This window comes from Sphingopyxis sp. CCNWLW2 (assembly GCF_037095755.1).
Taxonomy (GTDB): domain Bacteria; phylum Pseudomonadota; class Alphaproteobacteria; order Sphingomonadales; family Sphingomonadaceae; genus Sphingopyxis.
Genome location: NZ_JBAWKJ010000001.1, coordinates 1,117,780 through 1,136,778 on the forward strand (window position 1 = coordinate 1,117,780; position 18,999 = coordinate 1,136,778).

Genomic DNA, 18,999 nt, shown 5'->3' on the forward strand with positions numbered 1-18,999 from the left:
TCTATCGGCTACTACCGGGTCGGACGTGACCTTGTCCTACCGCGCTCGCGCGGCCTGGTGCGCGATGTCGGTCATCAACTTGCGGAACAGCACCGCACCTGCGGTGCCCGACGCCTTGAGCGCGCGTTCGCAATCGAGCAGCCGGCTCATCAGCCGCGCGATGCGCACCGAATCCCAGATGTGGAGCTGCGCGGTGACCGCATCGCGCTCTTTCCAGAAGATGCCGCTGGTGCGCGCCGACACCACGGTCGCGGGATGCGCGCCGCCGTCGACCTCGGCGCGCAGGCGCGCGAGCGCCATCGCGCGGATCGCGAGCGCGCGGATGATGCGGATTTCGGCGACGCCGACCGCCGTCGCCTTGGCCAGCATCTCGGGCATTTCGCGCACCTTGCCGCCGAGCGCGACGTTGATGCACTCGCTGACATCCTCCTCGTGCGTCGCGGCGCCGAGCGCGGCGATATCGGCGGCGGTCACCTGCCGTTGGCGGTCGGGACCCGCGTCGAGATAGAGCGCGATCTTTTCGATCTCGCGCCGCATCAGCGCCTGATCGCCCGAGACAAGGTCGACGAGCAATTGCGCCTCGGCATTGGCGAGCCGCAGTCCCTGTTCCTGCCCCGCGCCCATCGCGATCCCGACGAGCGCACGCCGGTCGGGCTGGTAACAGATCGCCGCGACGGCATGATCCGAGCCTTCGACCAGCTTGACGAGTTTCGACTTGGCGGTGACCGACGCGCCGGTCGCGATCACCGGGTTGATCGCGGTTTCGGCGGCGAGCAGCGCCTCGACCGCCGCAAGGCCGTCGTCGCCGCTGCCGCTGAGTTCGACCTTGATCACGCGCGCCGACGAGAAAAGCGACATCGATGCCGCTTCGGCAGCGAGCAGCGACGGGTCCTGCGACAGCTGCGATCCCGAAAGGTCGAGCCGTTCGGCATCCTTTCCCGCGAGCCCGACCAAATGGCTCGCGACGGCTTCCATTGTCGCTTCGTCGGGGCCGGTGAGGAGGGTGAAACGAACCGCGGGGTCGAGGCGCGAGAGGCGTTCGAGTTCGTTCGGTTTGACCGTCTTCATTGCCCTGCGGGTGTCGGGGCGGGCGCGGCAGCCGGTTGTCCGCCGCCGCGGTTCGCAAAGACCGCGAGGCGCGCGACGATCTGGTCGGCGACCGCCGAGGACAGCCGTTCGAGCGCCGAGGATTCGGCCGCGATCGTCGCATATTCGCTGCCGACGACGTCGATCCCCGCGTCGGAGAAGGCCGTCGCGTCGAGCAGCACTTCGCCGGTCGCGGCATTCACGAGCTGGTAGCGTGCGCGCAGCGTCCGCCGCTCGCGCGTTACCGTATCGTCGGCGCGGACGCCGAAGCCGGTGATCGAATCTTCGAGCCGGACGTCGAGGCGGAGGCGCTTGCCCGCACCCGCGCCGCCCTGCGTCGCCTGCAGCCGGTCGCGGAGCGCGTTGCGGACGAGCCAGCCATTATGTCCCTCGATCGCCGCGACATCGACGTCGGCGAGCACTTGCGCCACCGCCCCCTTGCTGCCGTTCGCGTAGAGCGGGCGGAGCCCGCAGCCGCCGACAAGCAGCGAAGCAGCGACGAGGCAAGAGGTCAGCAGGTTGCGCATCAGGGAACGATATTCACCAAACGGTCGGGGACCACAATGACCTTCTTCGGCGCGGCGCCGGCGAGCAGTTCGACGATGCGCGGGCGCGCGAGCGCCGCGGCTTCGGTCGCATCCTTGTCGAGGCCCTTTGCAATCGTCATCGTGTCGCGCAGCTTACCCGCCATCTGGATCGCGATTGTCACCTCGTCATCGACGAGCAGTGCCGGATCGGCGGCGGGCCATGCGGCATCGGCGATCATCGCGGTCGTGCGCTGGCCGGCAGGAAGCGTGGCCCATGCCTCTTCGGCGAGGTGCGGCAGCATCGGCGCGACGAGCAGGATGAGGGTGCGGCATGCCTCGGCGCGGGTGGCCGAGGGCTTCGCTTTCTCGATCTCGTTCGCAAGCGCGTGGACCTTGGCGACGGCCTTGTTGAAGCCGAGCGCCTCGATGTCGGCGGCAACGCCGGCGATCGCCTGATGGAGCTTCCGCGCGAGCGCCTTGTCTTCGCTGCCGTCGCCGACATTTTCGGTGTCGCCGAAGATCCGCCACAGACGCTGGACAAAACGCCACGCGCCCTCGATGCCTGCCTCGCTCCACGGCAGGTCGCGCTCGGGCGGGCTGTCGGAGAGCATGAACCAGCGCGCGGCGTCGGCGCCATATTGGTCGAGGATGGCGTCGGGATCGACGACATTCTTCTTCGACTTCGACATTTTGATCACGCGGCCGACGTCGACGGTATAGCCGTCGGCGGTCAGGATCGCGCCATCGGGCTTGCGCTCAATCTCCTCGGGGGTGAAGTAGAGCGGCGGCAGACCTTCGCCCTGCACGCGGCTGTAGGTTTCGTGCGTCACCATGCCCTGCGTGAACAGGCTCGCGAAGGGCTCGGCGATGTCGATCATCCCCATCTTCTTGAGCGCGCGCGTCCAGAAGCGCGCGTAGAGCAGGTGGAGGATCGCATGCTCGATACCGCCGATATATTGGTCGACGGGCAGCCAGCGGCGGATCACTTCGGGATCGAACGGCTTGTCCGACGGCGAGCTGGCGAAACGCAGGAAATACCAGCTGGAATCGACGAAAGTGTCGAGCGTGTCGGTTTCGCGTTGCGCCGCGCCGCCGCACGTCGGGCACGCGACATGCTTCCACGTCGGATGGCGGTCGAGCGGGTTGCCGGGGACCGAGAAGTCGACATCCTCGGGCAGCACGACGGGGAGCTGGTTCTTGGGGACCGGCACCGTGCCGCACGCATCGCAATGGATGAAGGGGATCGGGGTGCCCCAGTAACGCTGGCGCGAAACGCCCCAGTCGCGCAGGCGCCATACGGTCGTGCCCTTGCCCCAGCCTTCATGCTCGGCGCGCGCGATGACGGCGGCCTTCGCTTCGTCGATCGTCATGCCGTCGAGGAAGTGGCTGTTCACGAGCTTGCCGGGGCCGGTGTACGCCTCGGTCCCGGTGAAATGCTGCGCGGTCTCGTCGCCATCGGCGATCACGCGGTGGACCTGGAGCCCATATTTATGCGCGAAGTCGAGGTCGCGCTGGTCGTGCGCGGGGCAGCCGAAGATCGCGCCGGTGCCATAATCCATCAGCACATAGTTCACGACCCAGACGGGCAGGTGCCAGTTCGGGTCGAGCGGATGTTCGACCGCGATGCCGGTGTCGAAGCCCATCTTTTCGGCGGTGTCGATCTGTTCGGCGGCGGTGCCCTGACGGCGGCATTCCTCGATGAACGCCGCGAGCTCGGGCGAATCTTTCGCCAGCCGCTCGGCGAGCGGATGATCGGGCGAGATCGCCGCGAAGCTCGCGCCATAAAGCGTGTCGGGACGTGTCGTGAAGACGTCGAAACCGGGCGCGCCGCCCGCCAGCTTAAAGCTGAATTCGAGCCCCTGCGACTTGCCGATCCAGTTTTCCTGCATCAGCCGCACCTTGTCGGGCCAGCTGTCGAGTGCGCCCAGCCCTTCGAGCAGTTCGTCGGCGAAGTCGGTGATCTTCAAAAACCACTGCGACAGCTTTTTCTTCTCGACGAGCGCGCCCGAGCGCCAGCCGCGGCCGTCGATCACCTGCTCGTTCGCGAGCACCGTCATGTCGACCGGGTCCCAGTTCACATAGCTGTGCTTGCGCGTGACGAGCCCCGCGGCGAACAGGTCGAGGAACAGCGCCTGTTCCTGCCCGTAATAATCGGGCTCGCACGTCGCGAGCTCGCGGCTCCAGTCGATCGCGAGGCCGAGGCGCTTCAGCTGCGCGCGCATCGACGCGATATTGTCGCGCGTCCAGCCGCCGGGGTGGACGCCCTTTTCCATCGCGGCATTTTCGGCGGGCATGCCGAACGCGTCCCAGCCCATCGGGTGAAGCACGTCATGGCCGGTCATCCGCTTGAAGCGCGCGAGGACGTCGCCCATCGCATAGTTGCGGACATGGCCCATATGGATGCGCCCCGACGGATAGGGGAACATCTCGAGGATATAGGCCTTGGGCCGATCTTCGCTATCGGTCGTGGCAAAGCTGTTCGCCGCCTCCCACGCCTTTTGCCAGCGGGCGTCGGCGGCGAGGGCGCCAAAGCGCGGTTCGCGGGTCATTCGTCGGTTACCCCGTTAGTCTGTGTGGGCAGGCGCGCGAGGCGCGCCGCCGGATTAGTCCCTGATCGCCGAACGACGCAGGTCGCGGGCGCGGGTGAGGATGATTTCCTCGAGCTTCTGCACGGTCGCCGCCTGAACCGGCGCGTCGACCCAGCTGCCGCCCTGCGCGACCTGGCGCGAGGCCGCGATGCGCAGCGCGTCGGCGCGCAGGTCCTGATCGAGGATCGAGACGGTAACCTTCATCCGCTCGCCGGGGTTCGACGGGTTCGCATACCAGTCGGTGATCACGACACCGCCGGCCGAATCGGCCTGGAGCAGCGGCATGAACGACAGCGCATCGAGCGAGGCGCGCCACAAATAGCTGTTCACGCCGATCGTCGTCACCTGGCTGGCGGCGAGATCGGCTTTCGGCCGTTCCTTGTTCGCGCAGGCCGAAAGACCAAGCGCCGCGAGCCCGAGCAGCGCGAGCGCGGCCGGACGGCGACCGAGCGTAGCGCCAAACCGGGCAGGGACGGAAAGCTGGGACATGCGGGTACACCTTATCTCTTGAGCCCGTCCGATGTAGGAAATCGGCCGCGCGGAACGATATTGCCAGCGTCTCTATCGCCCTTGTCGCCGCCCCGCAAGCGCGGCAATTTCGGCCGCGCGACCGTTCAGATTCTGGTCAGATTCGAAACGCACTGTGACGATCCCGCAACAATTTCGGCAAAAATCGGAATCGTTGCAGCAATTTGACGGGATTCATCTGGCAATGTTGCGCCAGGAGTCCTATTTGAAGAATCCGATTGGGGTTGGAGTCGCAGAGCAATGGCGCGGACATCGCGACATTTTTGGAAAGGAAGCCTCACCGCTTTGGCGGTGGTTTCGCTTGCGCTTCCGCCAGCCCTCGCCGCGATGTCGAGCAGCGACCGCATCCGCGACACCAATCTTTCGGAAACCCTGCTTGGCCAGTTCACCCCGGCATCGGGCGATGAGCGGCTGATCGCACGCTATAACAAGATGTCGGCCGAACAGCGCGGCAGCTTCAGCTTCACCCCCGCGCTCCCCGACGACGGCCGCAAGAACCGCGCGATCACCGTTGTGATTCGCGCCCGCGACGACGCTTCGAGCGCCACGCGCACGTCGGCGCTGGCTGCCGGCCGGACCGCGCCGGTCGCGATCACCCCGGTCGCCTATAATCTGGGCGCCTCGGTCGGATTCGAGAAATTCGTCACGCCGGCGCTGCCGCGCGGTACCGATCTTCGCAACCTGCCGGTCGCGAAGGCCCCGGAACAGGACGAAAAGAAGTCGCGCTTCGCAACGCGTATGGTGAACCGCCCAAGCGACCCTAGCGGGGCAACCGATCGCGTCACCGCTCCTGGCGAAGCGTCGGCCGTCGATGTCGTCAGCAGCTATCGCCTGACCAAGAACATCGACGTCACCGCGGGCGTTCGGTACAAGAGCGACGACCGCATCGAACCGCTGACCGATACGCGCCGCGACAGCCAGGCGGTCTATGTCGGAACCGCGTTCCGCTTCTGATCTGCATTGATATTGGGCCCCGGGGCGGCCTGCAAATGTCACTTTTCCGAGCTTCCGGTGCTCACGCACATAAATGCGCTGCGCTCCGGGTCTCGAAAAACTAACATTTTCGACTCACCCCAAACCCAATCTCAACGCAGCCTTGCCCGGCGCTTCGTCGCCTTTTCTTCCCACGCATCGATCGCTGCCCAGCCGGGCTTGATACCGCTTGCGCGGCTTAGCGCGCGCGCGCGCGCCGCTGTCATCCCGCCGAGCGCGATCGGCTGTGCGTCCGATAGCCGCGCGAGCCGCAGCCACGCCGCGCGCCCGAGCACCGCTGCGCCCGGATGCGAACGCGTCGGATGGAGCGGCGAGATGAAGACGCCGCCGGCTCCGGCCTTGCGCGCGCGGCGCGCTTCGTGCGCATCATGGACGGGCATCGTCAGCAACAGGTCGAGCCGATGTGCCTGCGCCGCATGTCTTGCGTCGCGCTGGCGAAGGTGGACGCCGTCGGCGCCCCAGCGCCGCGCGGTGGCGGTCGGTCCCGCGAGCAGTACGGTCAATCCCCGCGCACGCGCGGTGCGCATCAACCGCCGCAGCAGGCGCCAGCGCGCGCCGGGCGGCAGGCTGTCGTGGCGGAGGACGATACCGCTGCCGGGCGGGAGCAGCGCCGCGAGTTCGTCCGCACCGGCCTTCGTCCGCTCGTCGCTGAACAGCCATAGTTTCGGCAGGGGGTGGCGCGGGCGCATCGCCCTTTCTATAGGCGCGTCGCGAGCGCGCGCAACGCGCGGGATGGAAGCGAGACGATGAGCGAAGCAGCAGACCGGCTGGCCGAGGTAAATGCGAATATCGCGGGCGCGGCCAAGCGCGCGCAGCGGCGGACCGATGATATCTGCCTGATCGCGGTGTCGAAAACGCACGACGCCGACGCCATCCGCCCGCTGATCGCCGCGGGCCAGCGCCACTTCGGCGAGAACCGCGTGCAGGAAGCCGCGGCGAAATGGCCCGAACTGCGCGCCGAGACCCCCGATATCGCGCTCCACCTGATCGGCCAGCTGCAATCGAACAAGGCCGAGGAAGCGGTGGCGCTGTTCGACGCGATCCACTCGCTCGATCGCAGCTCGCTGGTGCAGGCCATCGCGAAGGCGTGCCAAAAGGCGGGCAAGCACCCGCAACTGTTCGTCCAGGTCAATATCGGCGACGAGGAGCAGAAGGGCGGCTGCGCGACCCGCGACCTGCCCGCGCTGCTCGCCGAGGCGAAGGACGCCGGGCTGACGATCGACGGGCTGATGGCGATCCCCCCCGCCGAGATCGAGCCCGCGCCTTTTTTCGCACTGCTCGACGAGCTCGCCGAACGCCACGGCCTGCCACTGCGTTCGATGGGGATGAGCGGCGATTACGAAACCGCGGTGATGCTGGGCGCGACGCATGTGCGCGTCGGGACGGCGCTGTTCGGGTCGCGCGCGTAACGGAAGGATAGCGGATGGCGTTGGAAAAGCTGGATCTGAAAAAGGCCCGCAAGGCGCTCTTCACCGCTCCCGCCGGCCGCTTCGTTCCGGTTACGGTGCCGCGTGTTTCCTACCTGATGGTCGACGGGCATGGCGACCCGAACAAGAATCCCGAATATGGGCGCGCGGTCGAGAGCCTCTATTCGACCGCCTATGCGGTGAAGTTCGCATGCAAGTCCAGGGGCGCCGATTTCGTCGTGGCGCCGCTGGAGGGGCTTTGGTCGGCCGCCGATCCCGAAAGCTTCGCCGCGCGGCGCAAGGACGAGTGGGACTGGACCATGATGATCATGCTACCCGGCGAGGTGGACGAGGAAATGGTGCGCGCGGCGCAGACCAAGGCGCGGGAAAAACTCGGCACGCTGCCTGAAAGCCTGCGGCTCGCCACGCTTGAGGAAGGTCTCTGCCTGCAGGCACTGCACATCGGCAGCTATGACGACGAAGGCCCGCTGCTCGCGTCGCTGCACCACGACGTCATGCCCGCGAGCGGATTTGATTTCGCCGGACGGCATCACGAAGTCTATCTGAGCGATCCGCGCAAGACCGCACCTGAAAAGCTCAAAACGCTTCTTCGCCAGCCGGTGCGGCCGATCGGTTCCGCATAGCGGGCGCTATTGATATTCGACCGTCACCGGGACGCGCCCGCGATAGTCGCCATCGTCGAGCCCCGCGATCTGGAGCCGGCCGCCGAAGCGGAATATCAGGCGGCCGTCGGCGCCGAGACGCGGCGCGGCCGACAGGTCGGTGACAAGGCCGGTGACGCGCGCGGTGCGGCCGTGGCCGCTTTCGAGGTCGATGCTCGCGGGAAGGATGACGCGCACCTCCGCCCCCGGCTCGCCGCGCACGGTGACCGTGCCGGTCAGCGCGAAGCCGCCGAGATCGACGACATCGCCGCGCACGCGGCGGGCGCCCGAGGCGGGATCGATCTCGACCTCGCCACCCATCGCGCCGACCGCGACGCGGCCCATGTCGAGCCGGGTTTCGACATCGACGCGTAGCGGCACCTCGGCCTTGCGCACCGCGATGCCCGCCGCCTTGTCCTGCGCGCAAAGCAGGCATTGCGCCGCTGCGGCGGGTGCGCCGGCGAACAACAGGCAGAGGCCAAGGAAAAGACGCAGTTTCACATCTTCCCCTTGCCACAGCATGGTTAATCCGGGGTAAAATGGCGCGGCGCCTTATCCGCTGGCCAGCGCCGCGCTTTTGGGTCAAACCGGCGCCATGAGCAGCCCTCCGCCCGTCCGGCTCAACGCCCTCGCCACCGCGGTGCCGGGGCACGACATCCATCAGGCATTCATCGACTGGGCGACGCCGCGCCTCGCCGACCCGCGCATGCGGGCGCTCTTTGCGCGGATGGCGGCACGGTCGGGGATCGACCACCGCTGGTCGGTGCTGCCGCCGACCGCCAGCGGTGGATCGCCCGTCGGCGCGGGCGGATTTTACGACGTCCCCGGCCTGCCGCCGACCTCGGCGCGGATGGCGGCCTATGCGGAATATGCGCCCGGTCTTGCGATGGAGGCGATTGCGGCGCTCGGCGACGCGCTCGACCCGGCGCGCGTCACCCACATTGTCGTAGCGAGCTGCACCGGCTTCGTCGCGCCGGGGATCGATCAGATCATCGCGCAGCGACTGGGGCTGCCCGCGACGGTCGAGCGCGTGCTGATCGGCTTCATGGGCTGCTATGCCGGGGTCACCGCGCTGCGCACCGCGCGGCATATCGTACGGTCCGAGCCCGGCGCCGTCGTGCTGGTGGTCAGCGTCGAACTGTCGAGCCTGCACCTCTCGCCCGCCGACGAGGCCGAACCCCTGCTGATGATGCTGCAGTTCAGCGACGGCGCGGCGGCGGGGATCGTGTCGGCCGCGCCGGGCGGGCTGGAGCTCGGCGAAGGGCGCAGCCTCGCGCTCGAGGACAGCGCGGACCTGATCCGCTGGGACATCGGCGACAAGGGGTTCGAGATGCAGCTGTCGGGCGAAGTCCCCGCGCGGCTGCGCGAAACATTGGCCCAGCCCGATGTGCAGCGCGACCTGTTCGGCGAGGCCGGTCCGCCGCCCTTGCTCGCGGTCCACGCGGGGGGGCGCTCGGTACTCGACGCGGTCGAGCATGCGCTCGGCGTCGATCCGGACACCCTCGCCGACAGCCGCGCGGTGCTCGCGCGGTTCGGCAATATGTCGTCGGCGACGATCTTGTTCGTGCTCGCCGACATGATGGCGCGCGGCGCAAGGGGGGCGGGGGTCGCGATCGCATTCGGCCCGGGGCTCGCCGCCGAAGCGATCCACTTCACCGCGCCATGAACCCCTTCGCCAGCCTTCTTGTCCCGATCGCGCAGGAGGAGGAGATGGACGCCGCCGACCTGCCGCCCGATCGCTATGCGCGCGTGCTTGCCGACCTGTCGCGGATCAACGGTCTGACGATGGCGCCGCGGCCGACGCTGGGCTTTCTCGACCGGGTACGCACGCGGGGGATCGGCGACCGGCCGTGGCGCATCCTCGACGTCGGGTTCGGCGCGGGCGACATGCTCGCGCGGATCGCACGCTGGGGCGAAAAACGCGGGGTCGCGCTCGACCTCGTCGGCGTCGACCTCAATCGCAAGAGCGAGGCGGTGGCGGCGATGCGGCTCGGCGCGCGCGCGCGGCTGATCACCGGCGATTATCGGGCGCTCGCGGGGCAGGGGTGGGACATCGTAATCTCCAGCCTCGTCACCCATCATATGACGCCCGCGCAGCGCACCGAATTTCTGCGCTTCATGGAAGGCGAGGCGGCGCGCGGCTGGCTGGTCAACGACCTCCATCGCCGGCGCCTGCCCTTTGCGGGCTTTCCGCTGCTCGCGACTCTCGCCCTCGCCGACCCGATCGTGCGGCGCGACGGACAATTGTCGGTCGGACGCAGTTTCCGCCGCGCCGAATGGCGGGCGATGCTGGCCGAAGCCTTGCCCGAGGCGGCAAGCGAATGCCGGATCTTTCGCAGCTTTCCGTACCGGCTCTGCGTCGAGCATATCCGGTGACCCGGTGACCGGGACTGACGCGATCGTCGTCGGCGCCGGACCCGCCGGGTCGGCCGCGGCGATCGGGCTGGCGCGCGGCGGTGCGCGGACGCTGCTGCTCGAACGCGCGCGCGAAACGGGCGACGCGCTGTGCGGCGGTTTCCTGAGCTGGCAGACATTGCAGCGGCTCGATGCGCTCGGGATCGAGCGTACGGCGCTCGGCGGGCAGGCGGTTCGCCGCGTGCGCCTGTTCGGGGGCGAGCGATACAGCGAGACCGCGCTGCCCGGCGAAGCAATGGGCTTGTCGCGCCGCCGGCTCGACGGCGCTTTGCAAGCGGCGGCGGCGGCGGCGGGCGCGGGTCTCGAGCGCGGCGTTCACGCGACGGCGCTCGAAGGCGGCATGGTGCAGACGCGCGACGGCGCGATGATGGCCGCACCGTCGATCTTCCTCGCCGCGGGCAAGCATGGGTTTCGCGGCTTTCCGCGCGAGCCCGCGGCATGGCAGCGCGCCGACCCCGCGATCGGACTGCGTCTCCGCCTTCCCGCGCACCCCGCGCTCGACCGGCTGGTCGGCGATGCGGTCGAGCTCCATCTGTTCGATCGCGGTTATGCCGGGCTGGTGCGGCAGGAGGATGGCAGCGGCAATCTGTGCCTTGCGGTGCACAAGTCGCGGCTCGATGACGCGGGGGGCGATCCGGCGGCGCTGCTGCGCATGCTGGGCGACACGCTCCCGCACCTCGGCGAACGGCTGGCGCATGCCGACTGGTCGCGCGCCATCGATGCGATCGGGCATGTCCCTTATGGCTGGCGCGCACGCGACACCGCGCCGGGGTTGTTCCGGCTCGGCGACCAGGCGGGCGTAATCCCCAGTCTTGCGGGCGAGGGCATGGGGCTCGCGCTCGCGAGCGCCGCGGCGGCGGTGGCGGCGTGGCGTCACGGCGGCGGCGATGCCGCGCCCGCCTTCCAGAAACACCTCGCGGCGACGATGGCGCGCCCCTTCGCGCTCGCCAATCTCGTCTGGCGGATGGGCGAAAATCGGCACATGGCGGGAGCCATGACGCGCATGGCGTCACTTTTCCCGGCGTTGGTGCGAATGATGTCGCAGGCGACGCGGATCGAGCCGCGCTGAGCTCCCCCCCTTGCAGTCGCGCGGCACCGCGCCGATATTATGACCAACCCCGATGGGAACGAAACGGCCCGTCCGAAGGAGATCCTCCATGACCGATCCGAAAACCGAAAAGGCGCTCGACCCGATGGCGCATCATGTGCTGCGCGAAGGCGGCACCGAGCGCGCCTTCACCGGCAAATACACCGATCACAAGGGCGACGGCGTCTATCGCTGCGCCGGCTGCGGCGAACCCCTGTTCGACAGCCGCACCAAGTTCGACAGCGGATCGGGCTGGCCGAGCTATACCGCGCCCGCCGCAGGCAGCGCGGTGACCGAACTGACCGACACCAGCCACGGCATGATCCGCACCGAAGTGCGCTGCGCCAAATGCGAAGGCCATCTCGGCCATGTCTTTCCCGATGGCCCCGGACCGACCGGGCTGCGCTATTGCATCAACAGCGCGGCGCTTGACTTCGCGGACCGCTCGCCGGATGAGGCGCAGACCGGCGAAGGCTGAAACCTCCTTCCCGGACTGACGCATCAGGGGCGCAGTGAGGGAAGGAACACCGGCTTTGCGCCGTGAAAGACAGCAGGCTTCGTCGAATAATCGTCCATCGTCCAACAAGCGCAGCGGCACGCCCGGCGGCGAGCCGCCGCGCTGGCGCGTGTGGCTGCGCCGCGCCTTTCGTTGGGGTCTCGGGCTTGCGGTCGTCGGCCTCGTCGCGCTGGCGGTTGCGGTCGGCATCGCGGTGCAGCGCATGCCGAGCTTCGAGGAGCTCAAGAAATCGCCCGCCGGACAGACGATCCGCGTCCGCGCCGCAGACGGCACCGTCTTCCTGTCATTGGGGCCCAATTATGGCCGCTGGCTGACCCTCAGGGAAACGCCGCAGGTGATGCAGGACGCGATGGTCGCGGTCGAGGACCGGCGCTTTCGTTATCATCCCGGGCTCGACCCCGTCGGCATGGCGCGCGCCGCGGTGGTGGCGGTGCAGAATCGCGGCAGCGGTCGGCGCCTGCAGGGCGCGTCGACGATCACGCAGCAGCTCGCGCGCAATATCTTCCTGTCGAACAGTTATGATTTCAAGCGCAAGGCGCGCGAAATGATCCTCGCGATGGCGCTCGAATGGAAATTCTCGAAAGACCAGATCCTCGAACTCTATCTGAACAAGGTGTATTTCGGCGGCGGCAGCTATGGCATCGATGCCGCGTCGAACAGCTTTTTCGGCCACAGCGCGACCGAAATGTCGCTGTCCGAGGCGGCCGTCGTCGCCGGCCTCGTCAAGGCGCCGTCGCGTTATTCGCCGACCGCTGACGCGCAGGCGGCCTTGGGCCGCGCCGGGGTCGTGCTCGACGTGATGGTCGACGCGGGCGTGATCACGCGCGCGCAGGCCGACAGCGCCGAGCCCGCCAATGTTCAGCTCGCGAAGGAAACCGGGCAGAATAGCGCGCGCTATTTCAGCGACTGGGCGCTGCCGCAGCTCGACATGCTGATCGACGAGGGCAGCGAGGCGCTCGACGTCTATACCACCATCGATCTGAACATGCAGCGCGCGGCGACCGCATCGATCCAGGCGAACACGCCCGGCGGCGTACAGGGGGCGCTCGTTTCGCTCGACCGCGACGGCGCGGTGCGCGCGATGGTTGGCGGCCGGGACTATGTCGCGTCCAACTACAACCGCGCGACGCAGGCGCTGCGCCAGCCGGGGTCGGCGTGGAAGCTGTTCGTCTATATGGCGGCGCTCGAGGCGGGGTATAAGGTTGGCGACCCGGTCGTCGACGAGCCGGTGACGATCAACGGCTGGTCGCCGCGCAACTCGTCGGGGCGTTTTTCGGGCACGATGGACCTGCGCAGCGCCTTTGCCTATTCGGTCAACACCGTCGCGGCGAAGCTGGGCGACGAGGTCGGCTTTTCGGCGGTCGCCAACATGGCGCGCCGGTTCGGCATCACGACGCCGGTCAATACACACCCATCGATGGTGCTCGGCAGCGCCGAGGTCCGCGTGATCGACATGACGGCGGCCTTTGCCGCGGTGTCGCGCGGCGGCGTGTCGGTGCAGCCCTATGGCATCACCAAGGTGACGACCGCGAGCGGCGAGCTGCTCTATCAGCGCCCCGCCGAGCGCGGAACGACGCTGGTCGACCATTGGGTCGCTGCGGGCATCACCGACCTGCTGCAAACCGCGGTCAACACCGGCACCGGCAAGGCGGCGCAGATCGGCCGCCCCGTCGCGGGCAAGACCGGGACGACGTCGAGCAACAAGGACGGCTGGTTCCTCGGCTTTTCGAGCGGGATCACGACCGGCGTGTGGATGGGCCGCGACGATGCGAAGGCCGTCGGCGGGCTGCAGGGCGGGCGCGCACCCGCGAAGGCCTTTGCCGACTATATGCGCGTCGCGGTTGCGCGGCGCCCGGTCGAGGCGTTCGACACCGAGGTCGTGCTGCCCGAATGGCAGCTCGAGGACGAGGGCGAGGCCTATATGGGCGAGCCGGGCCAGGAGGGCTTCGTCGACGAAAATGGCATGCCGATCGAGCTGCCCTATGACAGCCGCCCGCCCGAAGGCGCGGACCCGGCACCGCCGCCGACCGAGGATGGCCCGGTGCTCGACCAGCAATGGATCGAGGAGCAGACCGGCCGCCGGCCGCCGGCCGACAATGGCGCGGCGCCGAAGAATGGTGGCCAGCCCAAGATCGTAACGGTGCCGAAGACCGCGCCACCAGCCGCCAAGGCGCCCCCGCCGCGATCGCAACCCCAACCGCAACCGGGCGATTTCGACTAGCGCTCAGGCCGTGAAGCGGTAGCGGTGGAGCGCGCGCCCTTCGCGGCGCAGCCAGCCACGCGCCGCGGCGACATCGCCGTCGTGCAATTCGTCGACGAGCGCGTGGAAAGCGGGGCCATGGTCCATATGCCGCAGGTGCGCGACCTCGTGCGCGACCGTGGCGCGGCGGACATGGTCGGGCGCCATGACGAGCCGCCAGCTGTAGCGCAGGTCGCCGTCGTGCGTGCAACTGCCCCAGCGGCTGCGCGGATCGCCGACCCCGACGCGGCCGACCGACAGGCCCGCGGCTGCGGCGATTTCGCGGCTTTCGCGCTCCATCAGACCCAGCGCTTGCCCCTTTAGCCAGCGTTCGAGGCGCCGCCCGACGGTTTCGAGCGGGCCGCCGACATGCAAGCTATCGCCGCCGAGACGGATCGCGCGCGGCGCGGTCGCGGTCCAGTCGATATGACGTTCGACACCAAAAACGGGCACCGCGGCGCCGGGACCGACGATGACCGGCAGCGCCGCCTTGCCGACCTGTTCGACGAGCCACGCCTGCTGTTCGCCGGCCCATTTCAGCGCCGCGCGCTCGTTGGTGCGGCGCGGAACCGTCAGCCGCAGCTCGCCGCGTGCGCCGTCGAAAACGAGACGGTAGCGCCGCGACTGGGCATGGCGCACGACGCGCACCGGCCAGGCTTCATCGCCGACCCAGATATGCGGCCCCTCGGCCGCAGGGTCAAACGACGCGTTCGACAAGATGATTCTCTAACGGGCCCGCGACATCCTCACCGACCGTCCATCCGACGATCGACTCGCCCGCGCGGTGCACCGCGTCGCGGTCGCCGCAGACGAGATAATGCCAGTCGGGCAGCGGCTCACCCTCGGCGCGCAGCCGATAGGCGCAGGTCTGCGGCAGCCATTCGATGTCGGCGACCTTGCCCTTGGTCAGCGTCAGGCAATCGGGAACATGGCGGCGGCGATGTTTGTAATCGCCACAACGCGCGGTTTTAAGGTCGAGCAGGCGGCACGCGACATTGGTCGGATAGATGCGGCCCGTATCCTCATCCTCCAGCTTGTGGAGGCAGCATTTGCCGCACCCGTCGCATAGCGCTTCCCATTGCCCCGCGTCGAGAGTGGCAAGCGGCGCTTCCCAGAAGGGGCGCCCGCCGGCCGTCACTTGACCCACTTCGCCAGCTCGGCCGCGACCTTGTCGGGCGCGCCCTCGTCGACGTCGGACGATGGATCGTCGAGCGGCAGCAGCGCGACGGGCTTGCCGTCGGGATCCATCAGGAAGGCAAGCTGGCTGTGCGCCATCAGATAGCGGTCGGGCGCCGAACCCTCGACCTTGTTATAGGTCACGACATAGGCTTTCGCGACCGCCGCAATCTGTTCGGGAGTGCCGGTGAGGCCGAGCAGGCGCGGATGATAGCGCGCGACGAAGGGCTTCAATGCCTCGGGCGTATCGCGCGCCGGATCGACGGTGATGAAGAGCGGCTGGACCTTCGCGCCGCGCGCGGCGTCGGTCTTTTCGAACTGCGACAGGCCGCGCATCAGTTTTTGCAGGTCGACCGGGCAGATGTCGGGGCAGAAGCTGTAGCCGAAATAGATCAGGCGATATTTGCCCGCGAAATCGCTGTCGCGGACGGTCTTGCCATTCTGGTCGGTGAGCGTGAAGGCGCCGCCGATGCGCGCACCTTCGAGCGGCGGTTTCGCGGGCGGCGCATCGCCGCCGCCGCTGCAACCCGCGAGCGCGGCGCCAAAAGCGATCATCAGGCTTGCGCGGACGAACCTTTGTCCCATATTTGCGATATTCATCATCTGGCCAGCCTTGATCGGCTAGCCGCGGAAAATCAACCTTTGTCGTCGCGCCAGCGGCGGACAAATTGCCCCAGGGGTCGCCCAGACATGTTCCGACGCGCGGAATTCCGCCTCGCCGCTTTCTTCGCCGCACTGGTCGCGGCGACGGGCCTGTTGCTCAGCCCGGCGCAAGCGCAGTTCCGCGGCGGCTATGCCTTTTTGCAGGCGGTCGAAAACCGCGACGGGACGAAAGCGACCGATGCGCTGAAGGACGATCCCTCGTTCATCAACACGCGCAATCCCGACACGGGCCAAACCGCGCTGATCATCGTCACCAAGCGCCGCGACATCAGCTGGCTGCGCTTCCTGCTCGCCAAGGACGCCGATCCGTCGATCGGCGATCGCCAGGGCGTAACCCCGCTGATGCACGCCGCGCTGATCAATTTCACCGACGGCGCCGAAGAGTTGCTCAAGGAAAAGGCGCCCGTCGACCAGGCCAACCGGCGCGGCGAAACCGCACTGATCCTGGCAGTGCAGTCGAAGAATGTCGGCATGGTCCGCCTCCTCATCAAGCGCGGCGCCAACCCCGACAAGGCCGACCATATCGCGGGCATGTCGGCGCGCGCCTATGCCAAGCGCGACGACCGCACCGGACAGATTGTCGCGCTGCTCGACGCCAAGCCCGACGGCCCGGTCCGCGACCTCGGCCCGAAGTTCGGGCCCAATTGATCAGCGCGATGTGATATCCGGATTGACAATCACATTGTGATGTGAGACATGGTAATCATGTCTACACAGCTCATCGATCGCATCCGCGCCATCGTCGACGACGGGACCATGTCCCGCTCGGGTCTCGCCCGTGCCGCGGGCCTCCACGCCAACAGCCTGCGCGACCTCGATTCGCCCGGCTGGAACCCCACCGCCGAAACGCTGCGCAAGCTCGAAAACTGGCTCGCGAACGGCAGCGACCTGTCGCCGATGGCCACGCCCGAAGAGATTATCGCCGAGGCGCGCAACGGCCGCATGTTCATCCTCGTCGACGACGAGGACCGCGAAAATGAGGGCGACCTCGTGATCCCGGCGCAGATGGCGACCCCCGACGCGATCAATTTCATGGTCACCCACGGCCGCGGTCTCGTCTGCCTGACGCTGACCCGCGAGCGTGTCGACCAGCTCGGGCTCGAACTGATGAGCCGCAACAACGGCACGCGGCACGAAACCGCCTTCACCACCTCAATCGAGGCGCGCGAGGGCGTCACGACCGGCATTTCGGCGGGCGACCGCGCGCGCACCGTCTCGGTCGCGATCGACGCCGGCAAGACCCGCGATGACATCGTCACCCCCGGTCATATCTTCCCGCTGATCGCGCGCGACGGCGGCGTGCTCGTGCGCGCCGGCCACACCGAGGCGGCGGTCGACATCAGCCGGCTGGCGGGGCTCAACCCCTCGGGCGTGATCTGCGAAATTATGAACGACGACGGCACGATGGCGCGGCTCGACGACCTCATTCCCTTTGCGCGCCGCCACGGGCTCAAGATCGGCACGATCGCCGACCTGATCGCCTATCGTCACCGCAACGACCGGCTGGTCGAATGCGTGTCCGACGATCCGTTCGAATCGGATTATGGCGGCGACTGGCGCCTGAAATCCTATCGCAACAAGATCGACGGCACGGTCAATCTCGTGCTCCAGAAGGGCGCAATCGACCCCGAAGGCGTGACGCTGGTGCGTATGCATCCCGTGTCGATCTTCGACGATATCATGGGCCGTCCGGGGCCGAAGAAGCGCCGCCTGCAGCGTTCGATGGACGCGATCGGCGAAGCCGGCGCAGGCGTGATTGTGATGCTGATGCGCCCGCTGCCCGGATCGGCCGAAGCCGATGCCCTGCCGCCGCCGACCGGCGGCATGGACCTGCGCACCTACGGGATCGGCGCGCAAATCCTCGCCGACCTCGGCGTCCATGCGATGGAACTGCTCACCCCCACCCACAGCAATATCGTCGGGCTCGAAGGCTATGGCCTGTCGGTCGTCGGCGAACGCCCCATCCCCGGAGAAGCCGCATAATGGCCCATGTCCTGATCGTCGAAGCCCGTTTCTACAGCCACCTCAACGACATGCTGCTCGACGGCGTGCGCAGCGCGCTCGACGCGGCGGGGCATAGCCATGACACGGTGACCGTCCCCGGCGCGCTCGAAGTGCCCGCGGCGATCTCGCTCGCCGCAGATAGCGGGCGCTACGACGCCTATGTCGCCCTCGGCGTCGTGATCCGCGGCGAGACCTATCATTTCGAGGTCGTGTCGAACGAAAGCGCGCGCGGCATCATGGCGCTGACGCTCGACGGGCTCGCGATCGGCAACGGCATCCTCACCGTCGAGAATGAGGAACAGGCGCTTGCGCGCGCCGACAAGACGCGCAAGGATAAGGGCGGCGAAGCGGCGAAGGCCGCGCTCGCCATGCTCGCGCTGAAGGAACAATTCGGCATTGGTTGATCGCCCGCCTCCCAGCCGTTTTTCCGTCGTCGAGCGCGGCGGGCGGCTGGTGGTGATCGACAAGGAAACCGGACGGACCCCGCCGACCGCGGCCGAGCGCATGGATCTTCACGACCGCAAGATGGGGGTCGAGCCGATCCGGCCCGCGAAGACAGCGGCGAAGACAGGCGCCGCCCCCGATATGTCTGCCGCGGCGCGCACCGAATCGGGGCTGAGCGCGCGGCCCGCGCCCACACAACAGCTTGCCACGCCCGGCACTGCGGCGAATAGCGGCAAAGATCGCGTGGCGGCGGCTGTTACCGAGCGTAACAAACGGCCATGGAAGAATCCGCAGCCGAATGACCGGCCCGCGCTGAAATCCAACCCCGAGCCCGCGCAGATCGCGAGCCGTCCGGCGCCGCAAGCCGGAAGCACCCGCAAGACGATTGTTACGGGCAAATGGTGGGACGCCAAAGGACCGCGCACGATCGAACTGGGGCCCAAGGGTCAGCAGGCGTTGAGTAACGGCTTCGTCACGCTGTTCGTCGCGCTCGTTATCGCGGCAATCGTCGTGGGCTTCATCGAGCCATTGCTACTCTTCGCCGGCGCGTTCGTGCTGTTCCGCTTCGGCGGCAATGTTCTCGGGCCGATCGGCGCCGGGATCGTCGACAAGGCAATTGCCGAAAAGGGATGATCCGGACGGCACGGAGCCGCCCGGACCATGG

At 68.0% G+C, this 18,999-nt stretch carries 21 protein-coding genes; 12 read left to right on the forward strand and 9 right to left on the reverse strand.

Annotation, left to right across the window (positions count from 1 at the left end; all coding sequences use genetic code 11):
- Nucleotides 1-36: 36 nt before the first annotated feature.
- From holA to V8J55_RS05155, 4 genes are read right to left on the reverse strand one after another with little or no spacing between them, the layout of a single operon-like run.
- Nucleotides 37-1,068 carry a DNA polymerase III subunit delta gene (gene holA / locus V8J55_RS05140; RefSeq protein WP_336444636.1) on the reverse strand — a complete coding sequence of 344 codons (1,032 nt, stop codon included), beginning with the start codon at nucleotides 1,066-1,068 and terminating at the stop codon, nucleotides 37-39.
- Nucleotides 1,065-1,613 carry an LPS assembly lipoprotein LptE gene (lptE, locus tag V8J55_RS05145; RefSeq protein WP_336444637.1) on the reverse strand — a complete coding sequence of 183 codons (549 nt, stop codon included), beginning with the start codon at nucleotides 1,611-1,613 and terminating at the stop codon, nucleotides 1,065-1,067. The genes holA and lptE overlap by 4 nt, the downstream gene beginning before the upstream one ends.
- Nucleotides 1,613-4,162, reverse strand: coding sequence for a leucine--tRNA ligase (gene leuS / locus V8J55_RS05150; RefSeq protein WP_336444638.1), 2,550 nt, complete (start codon nucleotides 4,160-4,162; stop codon nucleotides 1,613-1,615). Before leuS ends, lptE begins: the two co-directional genes overlap by 1 nt.
- Before the next feature lie 54 nt (nucleotides 4,163-4,216).
- Nucleotides 4,217-4,690 (reverse strand): DUF3576 domain-containing protein, encoded by a 474-nt coding sequence (locus V8J55_RS05155; RefSeq protein WP_037515774.1) that lies wholly within the window; start codon nucleotides 4,688-4,690, stop codon nucleotides 4,217-4,219.
- Between the two features lie 330 nt (nucleotides 4,691-5,020).
- Here V8J55_RS05155 and V8J55_RS05160 point away from each other — a divergent pair, with 330 nt between their 5' ends.
- Nucleotides 5,021-5,683, forward strand: a complete 663-nt coding sequence (locus V8J55_RS05160) for a hypothetical protein (protein WP_336445708.1) — start codon at nucleotides 5,021-5,023, stop codon at nucleotides 5,681-5,683.
- A 131-nt stretch (nucleotides 5,684-5,814) separates the two neighbouring features.
- Here V8J55_RS05160 and V8J55_RS05165 read toward each other — a convergent pair whose 3' ends face one another.
- Complete coding sequence (locus V8J55_RS05165; protein WP_336444639.1) at nucleotides 5,815-6,411, reverse strand: thiamine phosphate synthase; 597 nt, start codon at nucleotides 6,409-6,411, stop codon at nucleotides 5,815-5,817.
- Between the two features lie 57 nt (nucleotides 6,412-6,468).
- On the opposite strand from V8J55_RS05165, the gene V8J55_RS05170 reads away from it, so the two are divergent.
- Nucleotides 6,469-7,131, forward strand: a complete 663-nt coding sequence (locus tag V8J55_RS05170; protein WP_336444640.1) for a YggS family pyridoxal phosphate-dependent enzyme — start codon at nucleotides 6,469-6,471, stop codon at nucleotides 7,129-7,131.
- Nucleotides 7,132-7,145: 14 nt separating this feature from the next.
- Nucleotides 7,146-7,772, forward strand: a complete 627-nt coding sequence (locus V8J55_RS05175; protein ID WP_336444641.1) for a GyrI-like domain-containing protein — start codon at nucleotides 7,146-7,148, stop codon at nucleotides 7,770-7,772.
- A 6-nt stretch (nucleotides 7,773-7,778) separates the two neighbouring features.
- Here V8J55_RS05175 and V8J55_RS05180 read toward each other — a convergent pair whose 3' ends face one another.
- Nucleotides 7,779-8,291: a DUF4402 domain-containing protein gene (locus tag V8J55_RS05180; protein WP_336444642.1), complete on the reverse strand. Its 513-nt coding sequence runs from the start codon at nucleotides 8,289-8,291 to the stop codon at nucleotides 7,779-7,781.
- A 94-nt stretch (nucleotides 8,292-8,385) separates the two neighbouring features.
- Between V8J55_RS05180 and V8J55_RS05185 the strand changes: the two genes are divergently transcribed.
- From V8J55_RS05185 to V8J55_RS05205, 5 genes are all read left to right on the forward strand, one after another.
- Nucleotides 8,386-9,456, forward strand: coding sequence for a type III polyketide synthase (locus V8J55_RS05185; RefSeq protein WP_336444643.1), 1,071 nt, complete (start codon nucleotides 8,386-8,388; stop codon nucleotides 9,454-9,456).
- Between the two features lie 44 nt (nucleotides 9,457-9,500).
- Complete coding sequence (locus tag V8J55_RS05190) at nucleotides 9,501-10,166, forward strand: methyltransferase domain-containing protein (protein WP_336444644.1); 666 nt, start codon at nucleotides 9,501-9,503, stop codon at nucleotides 10,164-10,166.
- A 4-nt stretch (nucleotides 10,167-10,170) separates the two neighbouring features.
- Nucleotides 10,171-11,274, forward strand: coding sequence for an NAD(P)/FAD-dependent oxidoreductase (locus V8J55_RS05195; RefSeq protein WP_336444645.1), 1,104 nt, complete (start codon nucleotides 10,171-10,173; stop codon nucleotides 11,272-11,274).
- Nucleotides 11,275-11,362: 88 nt separating this feature from the next.
- Nucleotides 11,363-11,770 (forward strand): peptide-methionine (R)-S-oxide reductase MsrB, encoded by a 408-nt coding sequence (gene msrB, locus V8J55_RS05200; protein WP_336444646.1) that lies wholly within the window; start codon nucleotides 11,363-11,365, stop codon nucleotides 11,768-11,770.
- A gap of 55 nt (nucleotides 11,771-11,825) precedes the next feature.
- Nucleotides 11,826-14,030: a transglycosylase domain-containing protein gene (locus V8J55_RS05205; protein WP_443030789.1), complete on the forward strand. Its 2,205-nt coding sequence runs from the start codon at nucleotides 11,826-11,828 to the stop codon at nucleotides 14,028-14,030.
- Between the two features lie 3 nt (nucleotides 14,031-14,033).
- Here the strand turns inward: V8J55_RS05205 and V8J55_RS05210 are convergent, their stop codons facing one another.
- Genes V8J55_RS05210 through V8J55_RS05220 form a run of 3 tightly spaced genes read right to left on the reverse strand, consistent with a single transcriptional unit; the run spans nucleotide 14,034 to nucleotide 15,827 of the window.
- Nucleotides 14,034-14,765: a M48 family metallopeptidase gene (locus tag V8J55_RS05210; protein ID WP_336444647.1), complete on the reverse strand. Its 732-nt coding sequence runs from the start codon at nucleotides 14,763-14,765 to the stop codon at nucleotides 14,034-14,036.
- Entirely contained in the window at nucleotides 14,746-15,186 is a 441-nt protein-coding gene (locus tag V8J55_RS05215) for a YcgN family cysteine cluster protein (protein ID WP_324071225.1), read from the reverse strand. Before V8J55_RS05215 ends, V8J55_RS05210 begins: the two co-directional genes overlap by 20 nt.
- Nucleotides 15,183-15,827 carry an SCO family protein gene (locus V8J55_RS05220; protein WP_336444648.1) on the reverse strand — a complete coding sequence of 215 codons (645 nt, stop codon included), beginning with the start codon at nucleotides 15,825-15,827 and terminating at the stop codon, nucleotides 15,183-15,185. The genes V8J55_RS05215 and V8J55_RS05220 overlap by 4 nt, the downstream gene beginning before the upstream one ends.
- Before the next feature lie 87 nt (nucleotides 15,828-15,914).
- Between V8J55_RS05220 and V8J55_RS05225 the strand changes: the two genes are divergently transcribed.
- The 4 genes from V8J55_RS05225 to V8J55_RS05240 are packed head-to-tail and all read left to right on the forward strand — an operon-like array spanning nucleotide 15,915 to nucleotide 18,968.
- Nucleotides 15,915-16,535: an ankyrin repeat domain-containing protein gene (locus V8J55_RS05225; protein ID WP_336444649.1), complete on the forward strand. Its 621-nt coding sequence runs from the start codon at nucleotides 15,915-15,917 to the stop codon at nucleotides 16,533-16,535.
- Between the two features lie 57 nt (nucleotides 16,536-16,592).
- Nucleotides 16,593-17,870, forward strand: a complete 1,278-nt coding sequence (gene ribB, locus V8J55_RS05230) for a 3,4-dihydroxy-2-butanone-4-phosphate synthase (RefSeq protein WP_336444650.1) — start codon at nucleotides 16,593-16,595, stop codon at nucleotides 17,868-17,870.
- Nucleotides 17,870-18,295 (forward strand): 6,7-dimethyl-8-ribityllumazine synthase, encoded by a 426-nt coding sequence (ribH, locus tag V8J55_RS05235; protein WP_037515749.1) that lies wholly within the window; start codon nucleotides 17,870-17,872, stop codon nucleotides 18,293-18,295. The genes ribB and ribH overlap by 1 nt, the downstream gene beginning before the upstream one ends.
- Nucleotides 18,288-18,968: a hypothetical protein gene (locus V8J55_RS05240; RefSeq protein WP_336444651.1), complete on the forward strand. Its 681-nt coding sequence runs from the start codon at nucleotides 18,288-18,290 to the stop codon at nucleotides 18,966-18,968. The genes ribH and V8J55_RS05240 overlap by 8 nt, the downstream gene beginning before the upstream one ends.
- Nucleotides 18,969-18,999: the final 31 nt, after the last annotated feature.